Origin of the sequence: Bacillus sp. FDAARGOS_235 (assembly GCF_002073415.2) — a bacterium.
Taxonomy (GTDB): domain Bacteria; phylum Bacillota; class Bacilli; order Bacillales; family Bacillaceae_G; genus Bacillus_A; species Bacillus_A toyonensis.
This window is the reverse complement of sequence record NZ_CP020437.2, coordinates 4,872,340-4,894,891: the sequence shown is the minus strand read 5'-3', so window position 1 is coordinate 4,894,891 and position 22,552 is coordinate 4,872,340. Positions and strand designations below refer to the sequence as shown.

Genomic DNA, 22,552 nt, shown 5'->3' with positions numbered 1-22,552 from the left:
GATTATAGCACGGAGAAATATTATATATTTATATAAAAAATATATAGCTGTCGTTAAGCCGTAAAGTAACTCTTGACAAGATTTGAAAATAACGCTTTTCATACAACATTAAAAATATAATCATCATACCCAATGAATGATTAGCTGATTTTTCTATCAAGATTCATATCCATTACTTCGAGCAAACCGTTTTGATTACATAAATCTAATACATGTGTTTCTACTCCTATACAAATCCCTTCTAATGGAAGATCGTTTGGGTCCTGGCCAAATGGATCTTCAATTTCAACCCCTATTGCTTCAATCCCTATAAATGCAAAACTTATAAACGTAGTTGCAAGTATTGTAAACCATCCAAGACTATCAACAAGCCCGATCGGTAAAGTCCCGCAAAATATGAGCAGTAAAATTTTAATATGAGCAAAATATGCAAATGGGATAGGCGTTGTTTTAATACGATCACATCCACCCACAGCCGTAAGCAAATTATTCAAATCAGCTTCCATATTAATTATTACATTTGGATGAATTCGACCCGTTTTTAAACCTTTTGATAGTATAGTTTTTAACATAAAAGCTATACTAATTGGTAAATGAATAGACTCCGCCAATATTTCCTTTTCCTTCTCGGAACAAATATTAAGCAATGCTTTTATTTCAGTTAGATCTTTATCGTCTCTCAAATGCCCTTTCGCTATCTTAGGAAAAGCAATTAATAAATGTAAAAATTTTAGCTTTTCCTGATCCGTCTTTTTCTCTTCAGACTCCCAATGACATAAAAAACTAACTGCTAAGTTTCTAGTAGAAGCACCAATCGTGCCAAATAACTTTCTACCTTCCCAGTACCGATCATAGGCAGTGTTCGTACGAAAAACTAACAGTAGACCTAAAGCTCCTCCAACAATTACCCAAGGAGTTTGATTAATTTTTATTTCTGCATAATAGTAATTAATCACAGTGATTACTGTTGAAATGCACATATATAATAAAATTTGTGGGAAAATATCTCTTATAACTGTTCTCTTTAATGTAAATATTCGATGTAAACTATTTTGATTATTGTAATGTACCATATTTACAAAAGCCTCTTCCCTTTTTAACTTTTTATCCTTAAAAATTACGAAAGTATACAATTAAATAGTAGAATCATAAACCCTATCATTACGAAACTGGTGAAAATTATTTCTTTCAATACTCTTACTCCTTTTTGAGCCAAAAGATATACCACTTTTAAAATTTAAACAACAAATGTTCACTATTCTAAATCACGACGCATTATTTTAGAGTTCGCAATGAATAAAGCACTAATTAATACAAGAATCGCGCAGGCGTATAACAATATATCTATTGGACTATCATGATTTATAATAATGAGACGAACGATAGCTGTTATACCTATATATATAAAATATCGTAATGGAAAATGAAAATTCATTTGAAAATACTTTATAATCATTACGATGAATTCAAAATATAAAAAGAATACGACGATACTATCGATCAAATGATAACTAGATTCCTCACCATTTAATTTCAGTTCTTGTATAAATTGAATGACTTCTTTCACAAGAAACACACTTAGAACAACCCCTAAACAAATCAAAGCTACATTTAAAATGTACTGTAGAACGATAGGGAAAAACGAAAATACTATTTTTAAGTTCTTTAACACAAACATTTTCTCCTTTTCCATATAAAGTAAAACTTTAATCAGTAGGGGGGTTGTTCACCCCCTACTGATTATTAGCCCACACTAATCGGGCGTTTATGGACAGCCCGACTCCCACCTAACTTCTTTTTTCGAGTCGAGTTTTAAGGTGAGAGTCTTACTACCCGCAAATAGCGGGATAAAACGAAAAGCGACAATACACTATACTCCGATTATCATTATATTAAAACGTTTTATTTTTACGAATAATAAAGCATGACAAAATAGGTAAAAATAGTATTTCATCTATTTTGTCTATACAGCAGTATAACGAAACTCCAAACGACTATTTCAATTGAATTGGTTGTTGTTGTGTCACACAATGAATCATACCGCCATTTTTATAAAGCTCTCTCACATCAATACCTACTACTTTACGATCCGGGTATAACTTCTGAATCGCGTCGTTTGCGATTTTATCATTTGGATCATTATAATTAGGCACCAATACCACTTTATTCCCAATATAATAATTGATATATGATCCCTTATAATCAAGAGTTTTCCCATTTTCTAAAGCAACCTTGTCTTTACTAAGTGGTAAGTATTCATACTTATACTTATTTCCTGAAGCATTTTTTGCATCTAACAATGTATCCATATCTTTGTTAGACAAACCCCATTCGGCTAGATCGTCTTCTTTCATCGTTACAATAGTAGATTTATTATGGAATTTAGCAAATCCATCAATATGAAAGTCCGTAATATCTAAATTAGGTACTCCATCTAACCAAATAATGTTTGACACCCCAAGGTCACTTATATATTTTTCAATTTCCTTTTCCGATAAATCAGGATTTCTATTTTTATTCGTTACAGAACTTCGAGTTAATAAAGCAGTCCCATTGCTATCTAATTCAATTGCGCCACCTTCAAGGACAAATTTCCCCCAATCAATTCTTTCAATCCCTAATTGCTTACTAACGTTCTCACGAATACGAGCATCATTTTTGTAAGGTGTTTTATTCCCCCAACCATTAAATGCTGGATCTAATATTTTTAGATTTTTATCATTGTCATAAACAAAAATTGGTCCACTATCTCTTGCCCATACATCATCCGTAGGTGCTATAATGAAATCAATCTTCTCCATATTTAGCCCTTCATCTGTTAAAAGCTTATTGATTCTCTCTTTTTCTTCCTGGTCATATGCAACAATGTGGACTTTTTCACCCGTAGTTAAAGCACTTGCCATCTTAACCCAAATAGGTTCAACTTCTTTTTGATACTCTTGACCATATGTGTATTCATGTGGCCATTGTAGCCATGTACCTTCATGTTTATCTGTTTCATCCGGCATCGTGTATTTTCCAATCTTTTTCTGTACCTCTACCTTCTCATTCTCTTTCCCTTTTGCATTTTCATTTCCACCTTCATAAGAACATCCACTTATAATCGTTGTAGCTAATGTAGCTATCAAACAAAACTTCACTACTTTTTTCATTTTCTGCCCCTCCTGTTCTTGTCTTCAATAATGTAAAGCTTCACATAGTGTGAAGCTCAAGATTTTTCATCGATGTAAAAATTACCAATTATTCTCCCACGTGATAATCGTAAAATTCCAATAAAAATAGAGGGCATTCACAAAGTAACCCCCTCTATTTAACATTACTATTTTTTAACTTCCTTCATAAATTTATTCTAATCTTACTCCCTTCTCATACTTGCTTGTTCACTAAATAAAACATTATTAAATAAAAAAATCGGTATTGATCATTTCATATCAATACCGATTTTTAAACATTTATTTTTCTTCTATTAAATCATTCGCCATTTTTCTAAACTCTTGATTAAACGTATCATTCATACCATTCTGTACGTTAGAGAATAATATAACAAACGTTCGTTTATCCCAGTTAAAATTATTAAATGTGTTCCAACCAGCTAATACCCCATGATTATGATAATAGTCTGGGTAAATATAGAAACTAAATCCATATTTTCTTGCAGGTGATACAGTAAACATATCAGATAAGCCTTGCTTAGAAAGCAATTTCCCATCCATAATAGCCTCATCTAATTTTTTCATATCTTCAACAGTCGTATACATTTCACCACAACCATATAGCCAGTTCATTTTTAAGCGAGGCGCATCTATTAATTCATTATCTTTTTTCGTATAACCTTCTGCTAAGAAAATATCTTCCGGTAGAGTTGCCCCCATTCCAGATTCATGCATTCCAACAGGATTAAAAATATTTTCTTTCACATATTCAGCAAGCGGTTTATTCGTAATCTTTTCGACAATATACGCTAACACCATATAATTATAATCTGTATATTTCCATCCTGTCCCTGCAGGAAATTGTAACGTTTGCGCACCAATCCACGTTACTAACTTTAAACGTGACGCTGCATCAACACTCCCTTGCCCCTGTTCTGGTAACCCGGACGTATGTGTTAACAAATTTCGTAACGTAATGTTTTTATCTGCCGGAAACGATGGAATATACTTATTGACATTGTCTTCAATATTTAATTTCCCTTTTTCTCTTAGTTGCATAATAGATATCGCAACGACTGTTTTCGTAATGGAACCGATACGATACTTCGTTCTTGGCGTTGTTAACATTTTATCTTTCACATTCGCATAGCCGTAACCTTTTCGTAAAATCACATGACCTTTGCTAGCTACTAGAACACTCCCATTAAACCCTTTATCTTTTAAATATTGATCTAGTTTTCCCGCTGCACTTTCATAGCGTTTTTTCTCGTTTATACTAACTTCTTGCTGCTCGTCCTTTTGCTTATCAATTATATTCGAAAATGCCTTTATATCATATTTTTTATCTTTCTTTGCATGTATTAGTGCAACGACACTCCCACAAAAAACAGCAAAAATAAAGAAAACGATTAACCATTTCTTTAACATAATAGGAACCCTCTTTTTCTAGTTTCACTTAACGTGCATCCATTCTATTCTATATCTTTTAATTTTCAGATATTTTATAATATTACTTGCTATTCTCTTTATTTAAATTAGATTCCTTTTTATCACATTCAACTTTCAACTACTCTCTATTGTATTTCTTTCTTAAAAAATATCCAGCATACAATCGGATGCGCCTGACTATAATTTCAATTTCTTATGTAACATTTATTACACATCATACAGAATGGAGATGTAATATGAAAAATACCGATAGACGCAATCGTTTAGATGATAGAATGTTTCATTATCGGATAACAAAGAACAATATAGTTTTCATTGAATATTACGGAAAACAAATTATGATTTTAAAAGGAAATGACGCTGAAAAATTTTTAAACAAAATAAATCATGCAAATAACGATAAAGAACAACAACTGATTATGGCTAAAATTACAGGTAATTTCAAAAGAGGAAATGAACGTAATTGAAAACGAATCTCATTTTCTTTTTTTGATTATACAGCATATTCAATAAGAAATGTCGCTCATATGGCATTTCTTTATATTTTCTTCACCAAAAATTCACATTGCTAACTTTCCTTTATTTTTTATTCTCCCTATATAAGCTGAGTACTGAAATACTTAGTAATACAACTATACACAACCACGCATACGTATACCCTTTCTGATCTACAATATACCCAAATAAGACAGGTGCAACAATAATAGCAATTTGATTTAATGTAAGAGCAAAACTCACTGTCATCCCTACAGATTCTTCACTTGCCGTTTCTGCAACTTCAATTATAAAAAGACTGAACCAGCCAATCGAAAAGAACCCTAACAATGCACTTACAACATACAAGAACTCACTCCTTATTGTATGTATATTCATTACTAACATAAGAATAAAACAGATAGAAGTACAGACCGATATAAATAAAGGGATGCGCCGGTTTCCCTTATAACACAAATCACTAACAGCTGCCAATGTAATACGGCCAATCATTCCAGAAAAGAACATAACTGAAAATACTTTTCCGGCTAAAATAGGTGTAATTGATTGTTCCATTACTAAAAAATTTATAAAATGTCCAACTAACAACATTTGTAATGAAATCATGCAAATACCAGTTATATAAATTGGATACAACGCTTTTTTATGCATCACTGATTTTAACTGCACCCAAAAAGAGGTTTTTATACGTTCTTCTTTCCCTTCCTTCCGAACACATGAATCTCGATAAAATATAGAAAATAAAAGACCACCTATTATACAAATGCTTCCTATTACATGTATCGCATAAGACAAATTATATTTTATTACAAGTAACGGAATTAATACTCCCGCTAGTACACCACCAATCGGTATACCGGCTTGCCTGATCCCCATTGCTAACCCACGATTTTCTTTTGAGAACCATTTTAGTATCACTTTACTTCCTCCCGGCTGGGAAACACTATAAAACATTCCTACTAACAAAAGGACAAAGAGTAACCCTTTAAATCCATTTACTATATTAGTCAGTAAGAGCGAACCACCGAGTAAAAATGAACTGATAGTAATTAACCACTTTTCATTATATTGATCAAGTAGCTTCCCAACAAAAAGCATGCAAAATAGCGGTCCAATATTTACAACACTTACTAATAACCCACTCTCCATATTCGTAAGTGCGTATTCTTCCTTCCAAAATAAAGCGAAAGCTCCGACACCATACGTTATAAGTGTCGCTGTCGTTTGAGCAATCGTCGCAAAAATTAACATCATCCACTTATAAGTACTGTTCACATTCTCTTTCATTAGCATTAAGATCCCTCCATCCCCTTCCATTGTATGAAATTTTTGATATCATATAAAATAAATATTAATCATATAATCCATCAAAAAAATTGATACCTTTTTCGGAGGGATGATACGTGGACATAAAAGATTTAACTGTTTTTTACGAAGTTGCAAAAGAAAGAAATATATCTCATGCAGCAAAAAATTTAAACTATGTGCAATCTGGCGTAACGATGCGTATGAAACAACTAGAAAACGAATTAGGTGTGCCTTTATTTTATCGAAATGGAAAAGGTGTTACTTTAACTTCTAACGGCGAGATTTTATTAACATACGCAAAACAAATCATCCACTTAATGGAGCAATCTGTTAAAGCGGTCCAAAGTAATGGAACCGAACCAAAAGGCACTTTAAAAATCGGATGTACAGAATCCACAACAGCTGTTCGGATTCCTTCCATATTAGCGAACTACTATGAGAATTACCCACAAGTCGAATTAGTTTTAGAAACAAATACGACGGAACAGCTAACCCATCTCGTATTAGACCGAAAACTAGACGGAGCATTTATCGCTGGAACTACTCAGCACGCTGAACTTCGTGCAAATGTATTTCGTGAAGAAGAATTAGTTCTCATTAGCAAAAATCCTTTATCCTCTTTCCAAGACATAGGAGACATGAATTTACTTACCTTTAGTCACGGGTGCTATTATAGAAGGTTATTAGAAGACTGGCTTCAAGAAGAAGGAATTTCACCTAAACGAGTTTTAGAGTTTGGAACGATTGAAGCGATACTCGCATGTGTAAAATCAGGTATGGGCATAGCAATTATGATGAAATCTATTTTAAATGGTCATAAACATGACGTATCATTCAACCCTTTACCAAATAGCTTCAAAAAAATCCCTACTACTTTTATTACTAGAAAAGATATTTTTCACTCAGCTGCATTACAAAAATTTATGGAGATGACCCACAATGCGTGAAAAGAAAATACGTGGTATGAAACGAAAAACAAACACTATGATAAAACGAATTGAGGAATATACGAATACATTCCCTTCTACTTTCTATCATGATGAATATTGGTATATGCCTTTACCTGTTTCACAAGCTTTTATTAACTCTCAAAAAAACACCTAGGAAAGTAAAGAGATTGTGTATTCAAACTTTATTAAATCAAGCAAACCAATTATTGAAAATGAAACCGAACGACACAAATACATATCGAGTTGTAGTTATGATTTCCATTGCAGATTTATGGCGCTCTCAAATTATCATATTTAAAAACGATGACTACTTTCATACTTTTTTCCATAGAAATAGTGAATTACAAAAATGGATTCCGCTTTCAAATGAATCTGTTTTTTTGGAAAAATGGGGAATTAAAATTTGGCATACCGTCAAAACATTGCACTTTCAAGAAATCATTCATGACGAAGATGAATGCTCTAAAAAAGAGATTTGGTTTATTGGAGAATTAGCGTGAAGAATGCACTGAACTCTATTATTTGAATCTACCCTGAAACAGTAACCACTCATTTTACATCATAGAAAAAGGTATACCTAAAATATTGGTATACCTTTTTCCCTATTTATTTTCCTTTTAAAACACTATGTAACCGATCCGGATAATTTGTAAACATTCCTGTAGCACCCCATTTAATTAACAATCTCATATCTGGTTTCTCATTAATTGTATACGGATGAATAAGCAGGTGATTTTCCCTAGCCTTTTTCATATATGACTCATCAATAATTAACTCTCCATTATCATTACGTAAGTTTGGCCCAATACCGACTGCATACTTTTTAATTTCTTGAAAATCATCATGCGTTACACTTTTCGGCTCATGTGTAATGCCAGACCATTCAACAATCTCGTTGTTATCATTTGGATAATACCAAAGTAGTTGGACTAACGGAATATTTTCATTCATACTATGAATCTTTTTTAAGCTATCTTTACTAAATGATTGAATCATAACACGACTAGAAGACATGTTCTGACCTATTAAATTATATTTTTTTAATAACGCTAATAATTTCTCTTCCATTCCTGGATACACATCTGGCGATTTTGTTTCAATATAATACTTCATACTTCTTCCGTACTTCTGAAAGATTTCTTCAAGAGTCGGAACTTTTTGACCAATATACTCTTGCTTAGCCTTTTCTGGATAAGCTTTATTGAACCATGACCCTGCATCTAAACTCTTTATTTCACTTAACGTTTTATCTCGTACTTCACCTGTACCATTTGTAGTTCGATCAACTGCTGTATCATGCATTGCAATTAATTGGCCATCCTTTGTTAATTGAATATCTAACTCCAAATAATCCGCTTTCATTTTTTTCACAAGATCATAAGAAGTAAAAGTATGCTCAGGTGCATGTCCACTTGCTCCGCGATGTGCAATATTTAAAAACTTATTCGTATTCCATTCATGCTTCCCTTCTGATTTCGCATGAACAGCTCCCCCAGCAAAGATACTTCCCGTCATAAAGAAAATAACTAAAACGCTAATAATTTTTCTCATCCTTCTAACCCTTCCTACGTTGCAAATTTCAACAAGCTAATGAGATTTACACGAAATAGAAGACATACTTTCATTATTTTTATAAGCCTATATTAAAATTCCAATCTTACAAATATATTTTCTCTATGTTATTAATAAAGAAAACTATTTCATTCCTATAGCCTCCTTTTCACATGTAACTCCCTATTGTGTACGGTTCATTCAATAAAAAAAGCCATAATTTATTTAGAGGACACTCCTGTATCCCTAAATAAATTTATGGCTTTTCTCAAATATCTCCGGCCTCTATTAACTTGTCGAAATTAATCATACCAAACCTATTAAATTTTGTGAATATGATTTTTTAATAAAGTAAAACTTCAATCAACCAAGTTTTATGCATCCTCCATTGAGTATTAGTCCACACTGATCAGACTTTTATGGACAATGATTAGCTATAATGTCTTTTTGTTTTTATCAACTATTTTATTTACATAATATTATTATCTTTTATAACAACTTTCATTTTTTACAATTCTTAGTTGAAAAGTGGATAATTTATATACAACCACACTTCCTTATTTATTTGAAAATTTCATAATAAATTGTTCATAACCTCTTCAAGTACTGTGTTTATTGGAGATATAACCTCTTTCCCTGAACGCCACCCTATAAAGCCATCAGGTCTAATCAATACAGCACCTCCATTCTCTATCCCATATAATTTGCTAAAAACATCTTCTTGAGCAATAAAGTCTCCACTTAGACCAACTCGATACACTTTTATATTTATTCCTAATTTAGATGAAGCATCATGTGCAGCTTCATCCCAAGAACAATTTTCTATTCCTGTAAGTAATACAAAATTGTTACCGAATAAGTCTAGTATAGAAGCTTCTTTCCCTTCATACACCCCAAAAAAATGTGGTGCTCGCGTGCCAGGTCTTCCGTTCAACTCTACTACATCCATTCTATGCGGAGTGTTGGAGTCATCTATAATCGCCTCTGAACAATACTGATACCCAACAGTTACAGCTAAACCATCCATATTATTCAAACTGCCTTCCTCTCTATTCGCAGCACGAAATAATAAACTACTCGCATAATCCGTCGTTAATTTTGCAACAGGGTATCTCTCATCATGGTATGTTTCTAACAATTTCGGTTTTGCTTTCCCTTTTATAACAGCAGCTAACTTCCAGGCTAAATTATGCGCATCTTGTATTCCCGTATTTGAACCAAATCCTCCTGTTGGCGGCATAATATGTGCAGAATCACCAACTAAAAAAATGCGATTATCTTGAAATTTTATTGCTGTACTTTCACTCGCTTCCCACGGTAGAACACTTAATATTTCTGATTCAACATTTGTACTTCCAATTGCTATTTGAATAATTTGTTTACAACGTTCTATATTGAAATCCTCTGGCCCCTCTCCTTTTAATGGATCGTAGGCTACATGATAAATCCATTTTTTTACGTTATCAACCGGGATGAGTGCACCAAGAACCTCCGGATGAAGTACCATAGAAAAACCGAATGCGTCTCCTTGTATAAACTCACTTAAATCAGCTTCAAAATAAATATTCATATAATAGCCACCAATGGTTCCACGACCCTCAGTTTTAATCCCTAACTGCTCACGTATTTTACTTTTCGCCCCATCTGCTGCAATTACATAATCACAATGTATGACACTCTCTTTTTCTGTTTCACGATCTCGAATCGTTGCTTTTACCCCGTTCTCATTTTGTTCAAATAAAATTAATTCATGATAAAAAGATAGTTCTCCGCCTAATGTCTTCGCTTCTTGTAACATCATTTCTTCTAAAATAATTTGATAACAAGCAGTTTGTTTTGATGCGCTAATCTCTTCTATTTTTTGAAGTAACTTTTCATCGTTTCCATACTGAGTGGCTCTCATTTTTTCCAATTCTTCCTTATTCGCCTCAGCTATTGTACGGACCGCTATTCTTCCTCGGCAATTTTCTAGTGCTTTCCCCGCCAATTTAATTCTATTTTCTAAACCTAATTCTCGAAATAACTCCATTGTACGTAAAGTAAGCCCGCCTGCTTTCGGATGAATTGCAGTAGACGGATGTCTTTCAATAAGTAAGTACCTAATATTATGTTTTGCAAGAAATAACGCAGACGCTAATCCTGATAATCCCCCTCCAACAATTAAAACTGGTACATAATTTGGTTTCATATATTTATCCTCCACATCATTGTTCTGAGCTCAGTATCATAAATATAATTAAAAAAACCATTAAAATATAGACTTATATTTCATTTTGAATTATCATATAGATAGATTACGCCCCAAAATCCCTTTTACCTTTTCATACATCTATAATCCACCTGAATTGTGTGTGTATGAAAGAGTAAAACAAAAGAACTTACTTTACGTTGAGCCATGTTCTATCATAGAAATCAGAAATAATACAAAAATTATAAGCGATCATAACCTTATGGATTATATAAGGTTGCGATTGCTTATTTTATTGTTAAATCATTTTTCATTTTTAAAACTTCATCTATTGAGTTATGTAGTCCTTCCAATCCCTTTTCTATCCCTCTATAATTTTCAACAATAAAAAATTCATTCGTCTCGATTTTCTTTCCCAATATTGCAGCTCATACAACAATCATGTAGCATTACCGTATCGATGCAATGGTTCATCATCTTAAACCTTTCGACTAATTTATTGGAGGCAAAGTGATTGAAATGAATAAACAAGAACAATTAAATGTTATAAAAAAAGATTTTATTGACTCTCAAAAAGTATTATTAGCAATTGGCGATGAAACAAGGCAAGCTATTTTGTTAGTTCTCATGGAAACGGAATGTCAAACCGGATTACGTGTAGGAGAAATTACGAAGCAAACACACCTTTCCCGCCCAGCAGTATCACATCACCTTAAGATTTTACGAGAAGCTGGTATTATTTTAATGCGAAAAGAAGGCACAAAAAACTTTTATTATATTGATATACGTACAAAATTAGGTTTATTAAAAAATCTTGTGTTAGATATTGAAAAGCTATTGCACAACTTTTATTGAAATAAAGATACGGTATTTGGAGGTATAAGAAATGAGAGCAATGATAATTGATAGATATGGAAAAGTCCCAATGCGTATGACAGAGGTACCTACTCCTAAAATAAATGAGTATGAAGTGCTCGCAGAAATTCATGCAGCTAGCATTAATCCAATTGATTTTAAAATACGCGACGGAAAAGTAAAAATGTTACTGAAATATGAAATGCCCCTAATACTTGGTAATGACTTTTCCGGTGTCATCGTAAAGGTTGGGGCAAAAGTGACTAACTTTAAAGTCGGTGATGAAATATATGCACGCCCAAGAAAAAATAAGATTGGTACTTTCGCGGAGTATATAGCCATTCATGAAAATGATATAGCTTTAAAACCTAATAATTTAAGTTTTGAGGAAGCTGCTTCGATTCCACTCGTTGGCTTAACATCATATCAAGCATTACATGACATCATACAATTACAAAAAGGACAAAAGATTTTAATTCACGCTGGATCCGGTGGTGTTGGTACTTTTGCTATTCAGTTAGCAAAAATAATGGGTGCCACTGTTACAACGACTGCTAGTGAAGCTGGTGTAAATTTAGTAACGTCTCTTGGCGCAGATGAAATTATTAATTATAAAACAGAGAAATTTGAAGATATACTAAAAAATTATGATGCGGTATTTGATACAATCGGCGGTGCAACACTTGAAAAATCATTCAATATTATAAAAAGCGGAGGAAACATTGTTTCCGTTTCAGGCATGCCGAATGCTCGCTTCGGTAAAGAATTTGGTTCAGGATTCTTTAAAACTCTCTTATTTTCATTAGCCAGCAAAAAACTTACCGCACTTGAAAAAAAGCATAATGCTCAATATTCATTTTTATTTATGAAGCCAAGCGGGGATCAATTACGTACTATTGCAAACTATATTAAAGCTGGACAAATCAAACCTGTAATCGATCGAGTTTTCCCTTTTGAAGATGCTCAAAAAGCAATGGAATATTCAGAGTCTGGAAGAGCAAAAGGAAAAATAATTGTAAAAATGAAATAATAATAAAACCTCCATTTTCTTAAAATGGAGGTTTTAAATTTGCTGTTAAATAGACATTGTGCAATGAAGTCCTTACAATAGATTGCAAGGGGAAATATTATATTATACTTTTAGTTAACTTTACAAAGAATACATACGTACAAATACATATCCTAATTACAAAAGAGGAGGAGATAAAATGACTAAAAATAATGAAGCTGGTTGGAATTTAGATAATAGTTATACGACTTTACCACAATCATTCTATACAGAAATCCCCCCTACTCCCGTAAGTTCACCGGAGCTAGTTAAACTAAATCATTCACTAGCAATATCTCTCGGCTTTAATCCTGAAGAATTGAAAAAAGAAGTTGAAATTGCTATTTTCGCTGGTAATGCATTCCCTGAAGGAGCTCATCCATTAGCTCAAGCGTATGCCGGTCATCAATTCGGACATTTTAATATGTTAGGCGACGGTCGTGCCCTTTTAATTGGCGAACAAATTACTCCTTCCGGTAAACGTTTTGACATTCAACTGAAAGGTTCTGGCCCTACTCCGTATTCACGCCGCGGTGATGGTCGTGCTGCACTCGGTCCGATGCTACGTGAGTATATTATCAGTGAAGCAATGTATGCACTTGATATTCCAACTACTCGAAGTTTAGCAGTTGTCTCAACTGGCGAACCAACATATCGTGAAACAAAGTTACCTGGAGCAATTTTAACTAGGGTTGCTAGTAGCCATATACGTGTTGGCACATTTCAATATGCTGCCGCTCGTGGTTCTATCGAGGATCTTCAATCACTAGCTGACTATACGATCAAAAGGCATTATCCAGAAATTGAATCTCATGAAAATCCATATACTGCATTACTACAAGAAGTCATTAAAAGACAGGCAAGTCTTATCGCTAAATGGCAACTTGTTGGATTTATCCATGGTGTAATGAACACTGACAATATAACGATTAGTGGGGAAACGATTGATTACGGTCCTTGTGCATTTATGGACAATTACGACCAAGGAACCGTATTTAGCTCTATTGACACACAAGGCCGTTATGCATATGGAAACCAACCATATATGGCTGCTTGGGATCTCGCTCGTTTAGCTGAATCTTTAATACCTATCCTACATGAAGATGAAGAAGCAGCATTAAAGATTGCACAAGACGAAATTTCAAAATTTAGCGTACAGTATGAAAGCAATTGGTTCCTTGGAATGAAAAAGAAATTAGGACTATTTAGCAACGAGGAACAAGATCAATCACTTATTGAGCAACATTTAAAAATGATGGAGAAATATAAAGCGGATTATACAAATACCTTCCGTTCTTTAACTCTCGATACGTTAGAAAATACCCCTCTATTCGAAAGTCCAGAATTTAAAGAATGGTACGGACTATGGCAATCTCGATTAGAAAAACAAGAAGAATCAAAAGAGAACGCCTATGAGATGATGAAAAATAATAATCCGTCGATCACTCCAAGGAACCACCGTGTGGAAGAAGCATTAGAAGCAGCTGTTACAGATGGAGATTATAGCGTAATGGAGAAACTTCTTGAAGCTTTATCAAATCCTTATGCTTATTCTGCAGAGCAAGAAGAATACTGCGTTCCACCTGCGCCGACGAATCGTCCTTATCGTACTTTTTGTGGGACTTGATTGTTTAATATGTAACAAGGTGTGTTCATACCAATTGTGTGAACGCACCCTTTTTATATCCCCCACTCAACTAAAACTTTAAAATGCACATCCCCCGATGCCATTTCTTTAATCCAAAACAAATTCTACACTATTCCAATAGACTTACTCGTAAGCTTGTTAAACAAATATTGAGAAATATAAAACATCATTTCTAAATATTTTTATTTTTGATACTATATTTTATAAGAATATTCAAAAAGTGAGGGGATTTCATGAACGTTCAACTACAAGGTAATGAACAAATTACAAAATTATTTAATGACTGGTATTTGGCTATGCTAAAACAAGATGTATCCCAAGCGACAAACTTAAAGCATGAAATTGAGGAAAAGGAACTAAACTTCGAGGAAGATGAAAATTTAGCATTATATCATTCCTTACTAGAGTTTCGACATAAAGTTTTGACAGATAGTTTAAGTATTTCAAAAGATAGCTTTGATAAAATAGATTCTTACGTAATCTCATCCAATCATCCACTGTCTTACTACTATCACTTCTTTAAAGGCATCTATGCAACTTTAACCACAGACTATAACATAGCTAGCGAACATTATGAACAGGCTAAGTTATTATTAGTAAATAACACTGATAATCTAGAGCATGCTGAATTTTATTATCGAATGGCGATTTTCCATTATCACTTTTACCAACCAATTGAATCCATTGAATATGCAACTAAAGCTAAAGAGATTTTCGATAAACAAACTGGCTACGAAGTTAAAGTTGGATTATGTAAAAATACATTAGGTGCCTCATTTGTATATTTAAAACAATATGAACAAGCGGAAGAACAATATAATTCAGCAATACACCTTTTACAAAAATCTAATGAAAAAGAATTAATTTTAAGTGTACGTAATAATTTGGGTTGGTTATATGCGAGTCAAAACCTCTCCACACTCGCAATCCGTCACCTATCAGAAGTAACTGAAAAGAAGCCTACACATTTCAAAGCTCTCTTCTTGCAAGCAAGAGAACACTCTAAACTAGATGAAACAATTATCGCTGAAGGATTAATCCAAAAAGGGTTAAAAATTTGTACGGAATTAAATAATGAAGAATATATATATCATTTTAAAATTCTAAACGAACTAAATAATAATGTTGGTTCTGAAGAATTAGAAACAATTATTCTTAAAGGAATTACGTTTTTCGACAAAGAATTATTATATAACTACACTCAAGAATACTCAGAAAAATTAGCTGTTAAATTTTATAGTGAAAATAACCACATTAAGGCAAGTGAATATTTTCATAAAGCGTTACAAGCAAAAGAAAAAACGTTTGAGAAAGGGGCATTGAAATGATAAAAAAAATTAGCTCTGTTTTTTTAGGACTATCTGTTTTCGGTATTTTGGCTACTGGTATTCATAGTTCATTTACATACCAAGCGGGTCATGCTGATCTTCCTGCACCACAAAGACCTGACCTTGTTCAATCCGTTGGCGTAAGTACAGACTACAACTCAACAACAACTGAAAAAGCACTTTAAAAAATGAAAGACCTTCAATTAAGAAGGTCTTTTTAAATACGCTTATTTAGAATATTTCCCTTTCATGCAGGTTTTATTTTCTCATCAACTCCGCAATCCTCTTACTCCCCTCACTACCAACTTTCTCAAGTTTCTCCACAACTAAATTCCGTCTCTCTATAGAATGATTTTGACTTAACTTCGCTTTTCCTTCTATTTTATTTATCTTTATTTTAAACCCAACTATCCCCTTACTTAACCCTGCCATATAATCCGGGTCTACATCATCAAGTGAGTAGGTGCTCTGTGGATCTTCATATTTATGTACTAAGTCTTGAAGAGAATTTAATAATTCCTGTTTATCTTCAACAACTTCTAACTCTCCATATACATGTACTGCAACATAGTTCCATGTTGGTACAGCTTTGTTTGTTTCATACCATGACGGAGAGATGTAACTATGCGGCCCTTGAAATATAGCTAATACTTGCTGATTCTCACTATCTTTCCACTGTGCATTCGGACGTGCGAAGTGACCATATAACGTGAGCGTTTCCCTATTTAGCACCAACGGTAAATGCGTTGCATATGGTTCCCCGTTATGTTGAGAAAATAATGTCGCAAAGCTATTTTGTTCAATTGTTTCGTACTTCATCTCTTCATCTTGTATTGCAAAATATTTTGGTATGTACATTAGCTCCCTCTTTTCCGCTCTTTTCTATTTTCTTTCCTATTATATTTAGTAATCGCATCAATCAACAGGGCCAGTTTGTCATTATTTTATAGTGGCAGCATTCAATTTAATAAGAATAGGTCGCATGTACTTAATGCGACCTTAGTTTATTTTTCCAAATATATTTGTAATAAATGCTGTTTTACCTTCGCCATAGCTCGATCGATTTTTCGACTCTCTTGCTAACTCTTCCTTCAAGTTTCCATACTCATTAGCTACTTCAGTATGTTCACGCAGGTAATCTCGAAACGCTATATGCCTTCTCAACTCTTCACTATTTTTATCACACACATATAAATGATGTTCCATCCAAACTGTATTTCCCTCGTTCCATGGAACGAACGCATCCTTTCTTCCAAACGCTTCTCTTCCTTTAAAGCTCCATTCTAACTGATGATAGTACCCTATCTTCTCCAGTTTTTTTACTACCTCATGAAAAATTTCGTACTCTTCTATTACAACATCAATATCTAATATTGGTTTTGATGCAAGCCCTTTAACAGATGTACTCCCAACATGTTCAATAGATACAATGCTGTCTTCCATTACATTGTTAATAAGAGTGTGTATTTTATTAAATTCACTTTCCCATTTGACATCATATTCTTCGATAGCAATTCTCTGCTTCAACGTATCCCTCTTCTCAAAATAAATTATAAACGTTGAATATGAGTATCCTTAAAATCCGTCTCATATTTCAACCCATATCCAAACATTCGATCCATTCCAATATGTGCTATCCATATTAAACCAATCATAATAACTATATCTATCTTAAAATAAACACCTATGATAACAATTAATATCGATATGATATATGTGTGAAATAAATTATAAATGTTAGCACCAACGTGATTATTGATCCCATACGCTAACATGGATAAATCCGGCGCTAAAAGGAATACAAAAAATATAATCCAACTAAATTCATATATCGAATACATATAAATCGTGGCTAAAAATACAACCATTCCTTCAAAATGTACAATACGTTTTTGCATTATTTATCATTCCTCTATTTCAAATGAAATGCTTATCTCTTATTTTTCTATATTTATTGATAAATTTTCCCTTTGTATTTTTGACCAAACTGTCGCTAATATTGGCCCTGCAATGTTATGCCATACTGCCGCTAATACACTTGGGAGTGCAGCAGCCGGTCCAAAATGCAAAATACTTTCCAGCTATATTACTTATCGCTTCTAGTATTTTCATCCACTCAGCCCCTATCTTTTAATTGAAACACCTTATTCGGATTCAAAATATTTTGCGGATCAAGAGCTTTCTTTATTTTCTCCATTACAAATAATGCCGCCCCATGTTCTTCTTCTTGATACTTTCGTTTTCCGATTCCAACGCCATGTTCTCCTGTACACGTTCCTCCTCGTTTAAGAGCATACAGAACGATACTTTCGTTTATTTCGTCTGCCTTCTTCACTTCCTCTTTATCATTTGTGTCAATCATTAAGAGTACATGGAAATTCCCATCCCCAACATGACCGAGAATACCACCAATAAGGCCTACTTTATCTAATACCTCTTTCGCATGTTGAATTGCGCCAGCTAATTCCGAAATTGGCACACATACGTCTGTACTCATTAGCTTTTTACCAGGATAACTATGCACGTAAGAGTACGCTAAGTTATGTCTTGCATCCCACAGTTTATTTCTCGCTGCTGTTTCCGTCTCAAACGCAATTTCTATACATTTATGATCAAGAACGATTTCTTTCGTAAATTCAATATCTTGCTTTAACCCTGCTTCATTGCCGTGAAACTCTAAAAACAGCGTCGGTTCTTCTCTGTAACTTGTTTCATTGTAATGATTTACTTGTTTCATAGATAATTCATCAACGAGTTCAATTCTCGCGATTGGAATACCTGCTTGTAATATGTTAATTACAGCTTCTACTGCATCATTTATAGTTGGAAACGATGCCCTGGCAGCCATAACATGCTCTGGTATACCATATACTTTTAAAGTTAATTCCGTAAAACATCCAAGCGTCCCTTCTGAACCTACGAAAATACCATTTAAATGATAACCTGATGATGACTTCGCTGCTAAATTCCCCGTATGTATTATGCCTCCATCAGCTAGAACCACTTCTAAATCACGAACTTGATCACGCATTACGCCATACTTAACCGCTGTCGTTCCGCTTGCATTTGTAGCAGCCATTCCACCTAACGTTGCATCGGCTCCTGGGTCTACACTAAAAAACAAACCGTATTTCTTCAGTTCTTTATTGAGCTGAGAGCGGGTCACTCCTGGCTGTACTCTCACAAGAAAATCTTTCTCCCTTATTTCAAGTATTTTATTCATAAGAGAAAAATCCATTGTGATTCCCTTTTCATACGGAATTACATGTCCTTCTAAACTAGAGCCTACCCCAAATGGAACGACAGATCTTTTATGCTCACTCGCTACTTTCATTATCCCGCTAACCTCTTCGGTCATTTTTGGAAAAACAACTACATCAGGTAAACTACTAGTATGGTAAGATTCATCTTTACTATGTAACTCTCTTACTGTTTCATTTATTACTACTCGCTCTTCAGGAAGTATATCCTTTAATTCATTTACTAAATGCTCAATTGTTATTTCCATAACTAACTCTCCTTTTTTAATTTTAAAATAAGTATACCATTTTTATACAAAATAATTAGAAAAATGAGATTTTTTAACTTTAAGCATACAAAAAAGAACTTGTAGCACTCGCTACAAGTTCTTTTTAAACTACATTTTATATGACTTCTTTATTAACAACATAAACCAAATTAAAGTAACTGCCATCAATGAATGAGAGAAACCTACAATATACGTTAACTCTTTAAAATCCGCTCCATTTAATTGAAGAAGCCCTCTCGCTGCCAGCGAACCTAACATTAAAGTTAATGCAATGTTATGTAAAACAAACCATTTATTAAATCCTTTCACTTCATGAAACGCGAATACTTTTGCTAATCCTAAAGCAATTAAAAAGAAGAAAAAACCAAGTACAAGTGTATGTGTATGTAAAAGATTTAATAAAGTAGAGCCTAAAATCCCTTTATACTTCCCATACTCCCTAGCAAATATTCCTGACAATAAACCGATAATTAAATACGTAAACGATGCATTATATAATTTTTTCATTATATACCTCCTTGAGTAGAATGTGTAGTGTGTCATATTTAGTAATAATGATAGTTATATAGTAAAAACTCCTAGTCACCTAGGAGTTATTGTATAAGCATCTCACTCTTTACAATCAAATCTAATTATAAAATATCCTTTTATACAAAACAAACGAACTTTATGTGAACAAGTAGAGCGTAATTAAAATATGTTGCACTTTTGTATTACGCAATCCATACTAATTGTTATAACATTTAAAGGTGGTGCAATAGATTGATAGTTCTTGAAACTGAACGACTCACTCTTCGTTGGCTCGATATAAAAGATGCTCCGTTTATTCTTGAATTAGTAAACGATCCTGCATGGATTCAGTTTATTGGCGATAAAGGGGTTAGAAACTTAGAAGACGCAAAAAATTATATCGTAAACGGACCAGTCGATATGTATAACAAACTCGGATTTGGCCTTTACTTAGTAGAGAGAAAAGAAGACCTCACGCCACTTGGCATGTGCGGTCTTATTAAAAGAGATTCATTAGAAGATGTTGATATCGGCTTTGCCTTTTTAGAAAAATTCCGTTCAAAAGGATATGGCCACGAGTCTGCTTCTGCGGTAATCGAATACGGTGTACAAAAATTTGGACTGAAACGAATTGTAGCAATTACTTCAATAGATAACACCGCCTCAGGAAAGCTTTTAGAAAAAGTAGGATTGCAGTTCGAAAAGATAATTTCAGACTCAGGAGAAGATTTAAAATTATTCGGGTATAACGTATAATACTTAAGACGCAATTCATTGAACCTCTTCCTATAACTGAAGGTTTTGGCAAGGAAAAGAACAGCCAATTACTTAAAAAGTATTTCTGGCATTTGTTCCACGAGCAGACAACCAAAATGGTGTCCTATATTTTATTGCAAGAATTCCTAAATCTCCCCAAAATTCATTGTAAATTTATAATGAGTGAGTTCATTTGCATATAAAAAAGACAGGGATAATTAGAATATTACTTCATTGAAAAAAACAAAAAGGAACCCTTTACGGATTCCTTTTTGTTTTTCACTCTTTTTCAAACAGTGCATTTTTGCACCTAACTTTAGTATAACCTATAATTTCTATAAAATAAATATGATTTATTATTATGTCCAGGAATTATTTTAAGCCACTAGATACTGCTGTCCAGAATTGTTTATTCTCCTGTCCTATTGCATAAACGGAAACCCCTGCAAGATTCTTTGTGATTGTATAGTGAGTTTTTTGTTTAATACTTGTTTCATCCTCATACCAAACTTCATGCTTATGATTATTTTTATCCGTATACGTAAACACCATCGAACCAGACGCTCCATCACGACGCGGTTTTGCATTTGTTTTTTGAATAAGTTCATTTGTGTCCTTCCAAGCAAGCATTTTGCTATTACTTTTATCACTCAAATCCCAATCATTTCCGTATGCAGGGATACCCATAATAATTTTTTTATTATCTACCACTCTAGTAGTGTAATTTAGATTTTCTTCTAACCATGGCTTACTAATAGTAGATCCTGGTTGACTCCATGTACCATGTTCATCGTAAGTCATTACTTGAAGAAAATCTACATTTTCACCTAATTGAGCATAATCAAATGGCCATGTCCATGTATTCTCACGATCATCCTCATTCTTGGCAGGAACCGATACCACAACAGAATGACCTGAACCATGGAATTTTTTTGATGTCTCTTTTACAAAAGTAGTAAGTAAGTCCCGATCTTCTGGCTTAATATTTTCTAAATCAATATTTACGCCATCATACTTATATTTAACAACTATATTATATATTTGATTTATTAATTTTGTTCTTTTCCCTGAATTAGAAAGAACGTTATGAGCTAAATTCTCGTCAAAGTAATTAATATCATTATTAAAGTTAGATAAAGCTGCATAAATTTTTATTTTATTTTTTTGCGAATAGGACAATACTTCTTTAGGTGCTTCCCCTTGCACAGTACCATCTGCATAAAAGAAAAAGTTATCTGTTGATACTTGATTCATTGCTGGTTGTGTTACCTTTAGAGAATCAGTGGATGTACCATATAAGGTATACCCGAGAACAATAGGTTGTTCTGTGCTATCGGCAGAAACTAACATAGTATTGTATGCTAGAATTGCAGATAGGCTGAAAGCGATTATGTACGGTTTTAACTTCATTTTTCTATCTCTCCTTTTTTGAGTAATATATATTCACGAATATAAATCTGATTATCTTTATAAAAAGATTATATAGATACAATATAAATTACTCTATAGTAAATTACCTCAACTGAAAAATTCTCTCCCTTCATCACTCCAAGCGTTTACACCGTGTAAACACCACAAACAAATAGTAACCCTAAGTATTTTTAATGTCAACACTCATTTTTATTGTGTGCAATAGACAATACTAAAAATTCTAGACCAGATATATAATCTTGCTTAAAATTAAGAATTTCACAAAAAGATAGTTACAACGTGTTAACACACATATATAATTCAAATCGCTAGGGTATTTACACGATGTTAATACCTTTATCCTCTCTAAAAATG

The 22,552-nt window shown here is 33.4% G+C and carries 21 protein-coding genes and 2 pseudogenes; 9 read left to right on the top strand and 14 right to left on the bottom strand.

Translation table 11 applies throughout. The annotated features are described in order from the left end of the window. Positions 1-140: 140 nt before the first annotated feature. From A6J74_RS27590 to A6J74_RS27575, 4 genes are all read right to left on the bottom strand, one after another. Positions 141-1,073, bottom strand: coding sequence for a bestrophin family protein (locus A6J74_RS27590; RefSeq protein ID WP_000233832.1), 933 nt, complete (start codon positions 1,071-1,073; stop codon positions 141-143). A gap of 182 nt (positions 1,074-1,255) precedes the next feature. After that, the gene (gene psiE, locus A6J74_RS27585; RefSeq protein ID WP_000916784.1) at positions 1,256-1,672 is read right to left on the bottom strand and encodes a phosphate-starvation-inducible protein PsiE; all 417 of its coding nucleotides are present in this window, start codon (positions 1,670-1,672) and stop codon (positions 1,256-1,258) included. Between the two features lie 322 nt (positions 1,673-1,994). Then, positions 1,995-3,152 (bottom strand): agmatine deiminase family protein, encoded by a 1,158-nt coding sequence (locus tag A6J74_RS27580; protein ID WP_000758193.1) that lies wholly within the window; start codon positions 3,150-3,152, stop codon positions 1,995-1,997. Positions 3,153-3,452: 300 nt separating this feature from the next. Further along, on the bottom strand, positions 3,453-4,580 hold the full coding sequence (locus A6J74_RS27575; RefSeq protein ID WP_000915198.1) for a serine hydrolase domain-containing protein: 1,128 nt from the start codon (positions 4,578-4,580) through the stop codon (positions 3,453-3,455). 257 nt (positions 4,581-4,837) lie between these two features. Between A6J74_RS27575 and A6J74_RS27570 the strand changes: the two genes are divergently transcribed. Continuing rightward, a complete protein-coding gene (locus A6J74_RS27570) occupies positions 4,838-5,068 on the top strand; it encodes a hypothetical protein (RefSeq protein WP_000798811.1) in 231 nt (76 codons plus the stop codon). 112 nt (positions 5,069-5,180) lie between these two features. On the opposite strand, the gene A6J74_RS27565 is transcribed toward A6J74_RS27570, so the two are convergent. After that, the gene (locus tag A6J74_RS27565; RefSeq protein ID WP_002039244.1) at positions 5,181-6,413 is read right to left on the bottom strand and encodes an MFS transporter; all 1,233 of its coding nucleotides are present in this window, start codon (positions 6,411-6,413) and stop codon (positions 5,181-5,183) included. 86 nt (positions 6,414-6,499) lie between these two features. Here A6J74_RS27565 and A6J74_RS27560 point away from each other — a divergent pair, with 86 nt between their 5' ends. Both A6J74_RS27560 and A6J74_RS27555 read left to right on the top strand, forming a co-directional pair. Then, positions 6,500-7,351: a LysR family transcriptional regulator gene (locus A6J74_RS27560; protein WP_000351717.1), complete on the top strand. Its 852-nt coding sequence runs from the start codon at positions 6,500-6,502 to the stop codon at positions 7,349-7,351. After that, positions 7,344-7,854: pseudogene (locus tag A6J74_RS27555) on the top strand (DUF3916 domain-containing protein). The gene A6J74_RS27560 and the pseudogene A6J74_RS27555 overlap by 8 nt, the downstream one beginning before the upstream one ends. Before the next feature lie 106 nt (positions 7,855-7,960). Here A6J74_RS27555 and A6J74_RS27550 read toward each other — a convergent pair. Continuing rightward, entirely contained in the window at positions 7,961-8,905 is a 945-nt protein-coding gene (locus A6J74_RS27550; protein WP_001226355.1) for a glycerophosphodiester phosphodiesterase, read from the bottom strand. A gap of 574 nt (positions 8,906-9,479) precedes the next feature. Continuing rightward, a complete protein-coding gene (locus A6J74_RS27545; RefSeq protein ID WP_000804116.1) occupies positions 9,480-11,093 on the bottom strand; it encodes an FAD-dependent oxidoreductase in 1,614 nt (537 codons plus the stop codon). A gap of 510 nt (positions 11,094-11,603) precedes the next feature. Between A6J74_RS27545 and A6J74_RS27540 the strand changes: the two genes are divergently transcribed. The 5 genes from A6J74_RS27540 (at position 11,604) to A6J74_RS27520 (ending at position 16,157) form a co-directional block, all read left to right on the top strand. Then, on the top strand, positions 11,604-11,948 hold the full coding sequence (locus A6J74_RS27540) for an ArsR/SmtB family transcription factor (RefSeq protein ID WP_000571879.1): 345 nt from the start codon (positions 11,604-11,606) through the stop codon (positions 11,946-11,948). A 31-nt stretch (positions 11,949-11,979) separates the two neighbouring features. Continuing rightward, positions 11,980-12,978 carry an NADP-dependent oxidoreductase gene (locus tag A6J74_RS27535; RefSeq protein WP_001202456.1) on the top strand — a complete coding sequence of 333 codons (999 nt, stop codon included), beginning with the start codon at positions 11,980-11,982 and terminating at the stop codon, positions 12,976-12,978. Positions 12,979-13,156: 178 nt separating this feature from the next. After that, positions 13,157-14,623 carry a protein adenylyltransferase SelO gene (locus A6J74_RS27530; RefSeq protein ID WP_000164897.1) on the top strand — a complete coding sequence of 489 codons (1,467 nt, stop codon included), beginning with the start codon at positions 13,157-13,159 and terminating at the stop codon, positions 14,621-14,623. A 254-nt stretch (positions 14,624-14,877) separates the two neighbouring features. Further along, positions 14,878-15,972, top strand: coding sequence for a response regulator aspartate phosphatase (locus A6J74_RS27525; protein WP_001102708.1), 1,095 nt, complete (start codon positions 14,878-14,880; stop codon positions 15,970-15,972). Continuing rightward, on the top strand, positions 15,969-16,157 hold the full coding sequence (locus tag A6J74_RS27520; protein ID WP_000592018.1) for a Phr family secreted Rap phosphatase inhibitor: 189 nt from the start codon (positions 15,969-15,971) through the stop codon (positions 16,155-16,157). Before A6J74_RS27525 ends, A6J74_RS27520 begins: the two co-directional genes overlap by 4 nt. A 73-nt stretch (positions 16,158-16,230) precedes the next feature. Here A6J74_RS27520 and A6J74_RS27515 read toward each other — a convergent pair whose 3' ends face one another. The 6 genes and pseudogenes from A6J74_RS27515 to A6J74_RS27490 all read right to left on the bottom strand — a co-directional run bounded on the left by A6J74_RS27515 (position 16,231) and on the right by A6J74_RS27490 (position 20,008). Then, positions 16,231-16,830: an FMN-binding negative transcriptional regulator gene (locus A6J74_RS27515; RefSeq protein ID WP_000275803.1), complete on the bottom strand. Its 600-nt coding sequence runs from the start codon at positions 16,828-16,830 to the stop codon at positions 16,231-16,233. Between the two features lie 141 nt (positions 16,831-16,971). Next, positions 16,972-17,499, bottom strand: coding sequence for a GrpB family protein (locus tag A6J74_RS27510; RefSeq protein WP_000813515.1), 528 nt, complete (start codon positions 17,497-17,499; stop codon positions 16,972-16,974). A gap of 23 nt (positions 17,500-17,522) precedes the next feature. Next, positions 17,523-17,870: a DUF4260 domain-containing protein gene (locus A6J74_RS27505; RefSeq protein ID WP_001172067.1), complete on the bottom strand. Its 348-nt coding sequence runs from the start codon at positions 17,868-17,870 to the stop codon at positions 17,523-17,525. 39 nt (positions 17,871-17,909) lie between these two features. Next, a pseudogene (locus A6J74_RS27500) lies at positions 17,910-18,038 on the bottom strand (transporter); the annotation flags it as partial. A gap of 50 nt (positions 18,039-18,088) precedes the next feature. Further along, the gene (locus A6J74_RS27495) at positions 18,089-19,480 is read right to left on the bottom strand and encodes an FAD-binding oxidoreductase (protein WP_000406563.1); all 1,392 of its coding nucleotides are present in this window, start codon (positions 19,478-19,480) and stop codon (positions 18,089-18,091) included. Between the two features lie 129 nt (positions 19,481-19,609). Further along, a complete protein-coding gene (locus tag A6J74_RS27490) occupies positions 19,610-20,008 on the bottom strand; it encodes a DUF2871 family protein (protein WP_000737890.1) in 399 nt (132 codons plus the stop codon). A 255-nt stretch (positions 20,009-20,263) separates the two neighbouring features. Here A6J74_RS27490 and A6J74_RS27485 point away from each other — a divergent pair, with 255 nt between their 5' ends. Beyond that, positions 20,264-20,767 (top strand): GNAT family N-acetyltransferase, encoded by a 504-nt coding sequence (locus A6J74_RS27485; protein WP_000636222.1) that lies wholly within the window; start codon positions 20,264-20,266, stop codon positions 20,765-20,767. A 372-nt stretch (positions 20,768-21,139) separates the two neighbouring features. Here the strand turns inward: A6J74_RS27485 and A6J74_RS27480 are convergent, their stop codons facing one another. After that, positions 21,140-22,177, bottom strand: coding sequence for a glycosyl hydrolase family 18 protein (locus A6J74_RS27480; RefSeq protein ID WP_000769449.1), 1,038 nt, complete (start codon positions 22,175-22,177; stop codon positions 21,140-21,142). Positions 22,178-22,552 lie beyond the last annotated feature (375 nt).

Bases quoted from the DNA above. Each gene is read 5' to 3' on its own strand.
- A6J74_RS27580 (WP_000758193.1), bottom strand. From the start codon at position 3,152: ATGAAAAAAGTAGTGAAGTTTTGTTTGATAGCTACATTAGCTACAACG.
- A6J74_RS27490 (WP_000737890.1), bottom strand. From the start codon at position 20,008: ATGAAAAAATTATATAATGCATCGTTTACGTATTTAATTATCGGTTTA.
- A6J74_RS27535 (WP_001202456.1), top strand. From the start codon at position 11,980: ATGAGAGCAATGATAATTGATAGATATGGAAAAGTCCCAATGCGTATG.
- A6J74_RS27565 (WP_002039244.1), bottom strand. From the start codon at position 6,413: ATGGAAGGGGATGGAGGGATCTTAATGCTAATGAAAGAGAATGTGAAC.
- A6J74_RS27515 (WP_000275803.1), bottom strand. From the start codon at position 16,830: ATGTACATACCAAAATATTTTGCAATACAAGATGAAGAGATGAAGTAC.
- A6J74_RS27495 (WP_000406563.1), bottom strand. From the start codon at position 19,480: ATGGAAATAACAATTGAGCATTTAGTAAATGAATTAAAGGATATACTT.
- A6J74_RS27480 (WP_000769449.1), bottom strand. From the start codon at position 22,177: ATGAAGTTAAAACCGTACATAATCGCTTTCAGCCTATCTGCAATTCTA.
- A6J74_RS27575 (WP_000915198.1), bottom strand. From the start codon at position 4,580: ATGTTAAAGAAATGGTTAATCGTTTTCTTTATTTTTGCTGTTTTTTGT.
- A6J74_RS27545 (WP_000804116.1), bottom strand. From the start codon at position 11,093: ATGAAACCAAATTATGTACCAGTTTTAATTGTTGGAGGGGGATTATCA.
- A6J74_RS27530 (WP_000164897.1), top strand. From the start codon at position 13,157: ATGACTAAAAATAATGAAGCTGGTTGGAATTTAGATAATAGTTATACG.
- A6J74_RS27505 (WP_001172067.1), bottom strand. From the start codon at position 17,870: ATGCAAAAACGTATTGTACATTTTGAAGGAATGGTTGTATTTTTAGCC.
- A6J74_RS27525 (WP_001102708.1), top strand. From the start codon at position 14,878: ATGAACGTTCAACTACAAGGTAATGAACAAATTACAAAATTATTTAAT.
- A6J74_RS27590 (WP_000233832.1), bottom strand. From the start codon at position 1,073: ATGGTACATTACAATAATCAAAATAGTTTACATCGAATATTTACATTA.
- A6J74_RS27520 (WP_000592018.1), top strand. From the start codon at position 15,969: ATGATAAAAAAAATTAGCTCTGTTTTTTTAGGACTATCTGTTTTCGGT.
- A6J74_RS27570 (WP_000798811.1), top strand. From the start codon at position 4,838: ATGAAAAATACCGATAGACGCAATCGTTTAGATGATAGAATGTTTCAT.
- A6J74_RS27550 (WP_001226355.1), bottom strand. From the start codon at position 8,905: ATGAGAAAAATTATTAGCGTTTTAGTTATTTTCTTTATGACGGGAAGT.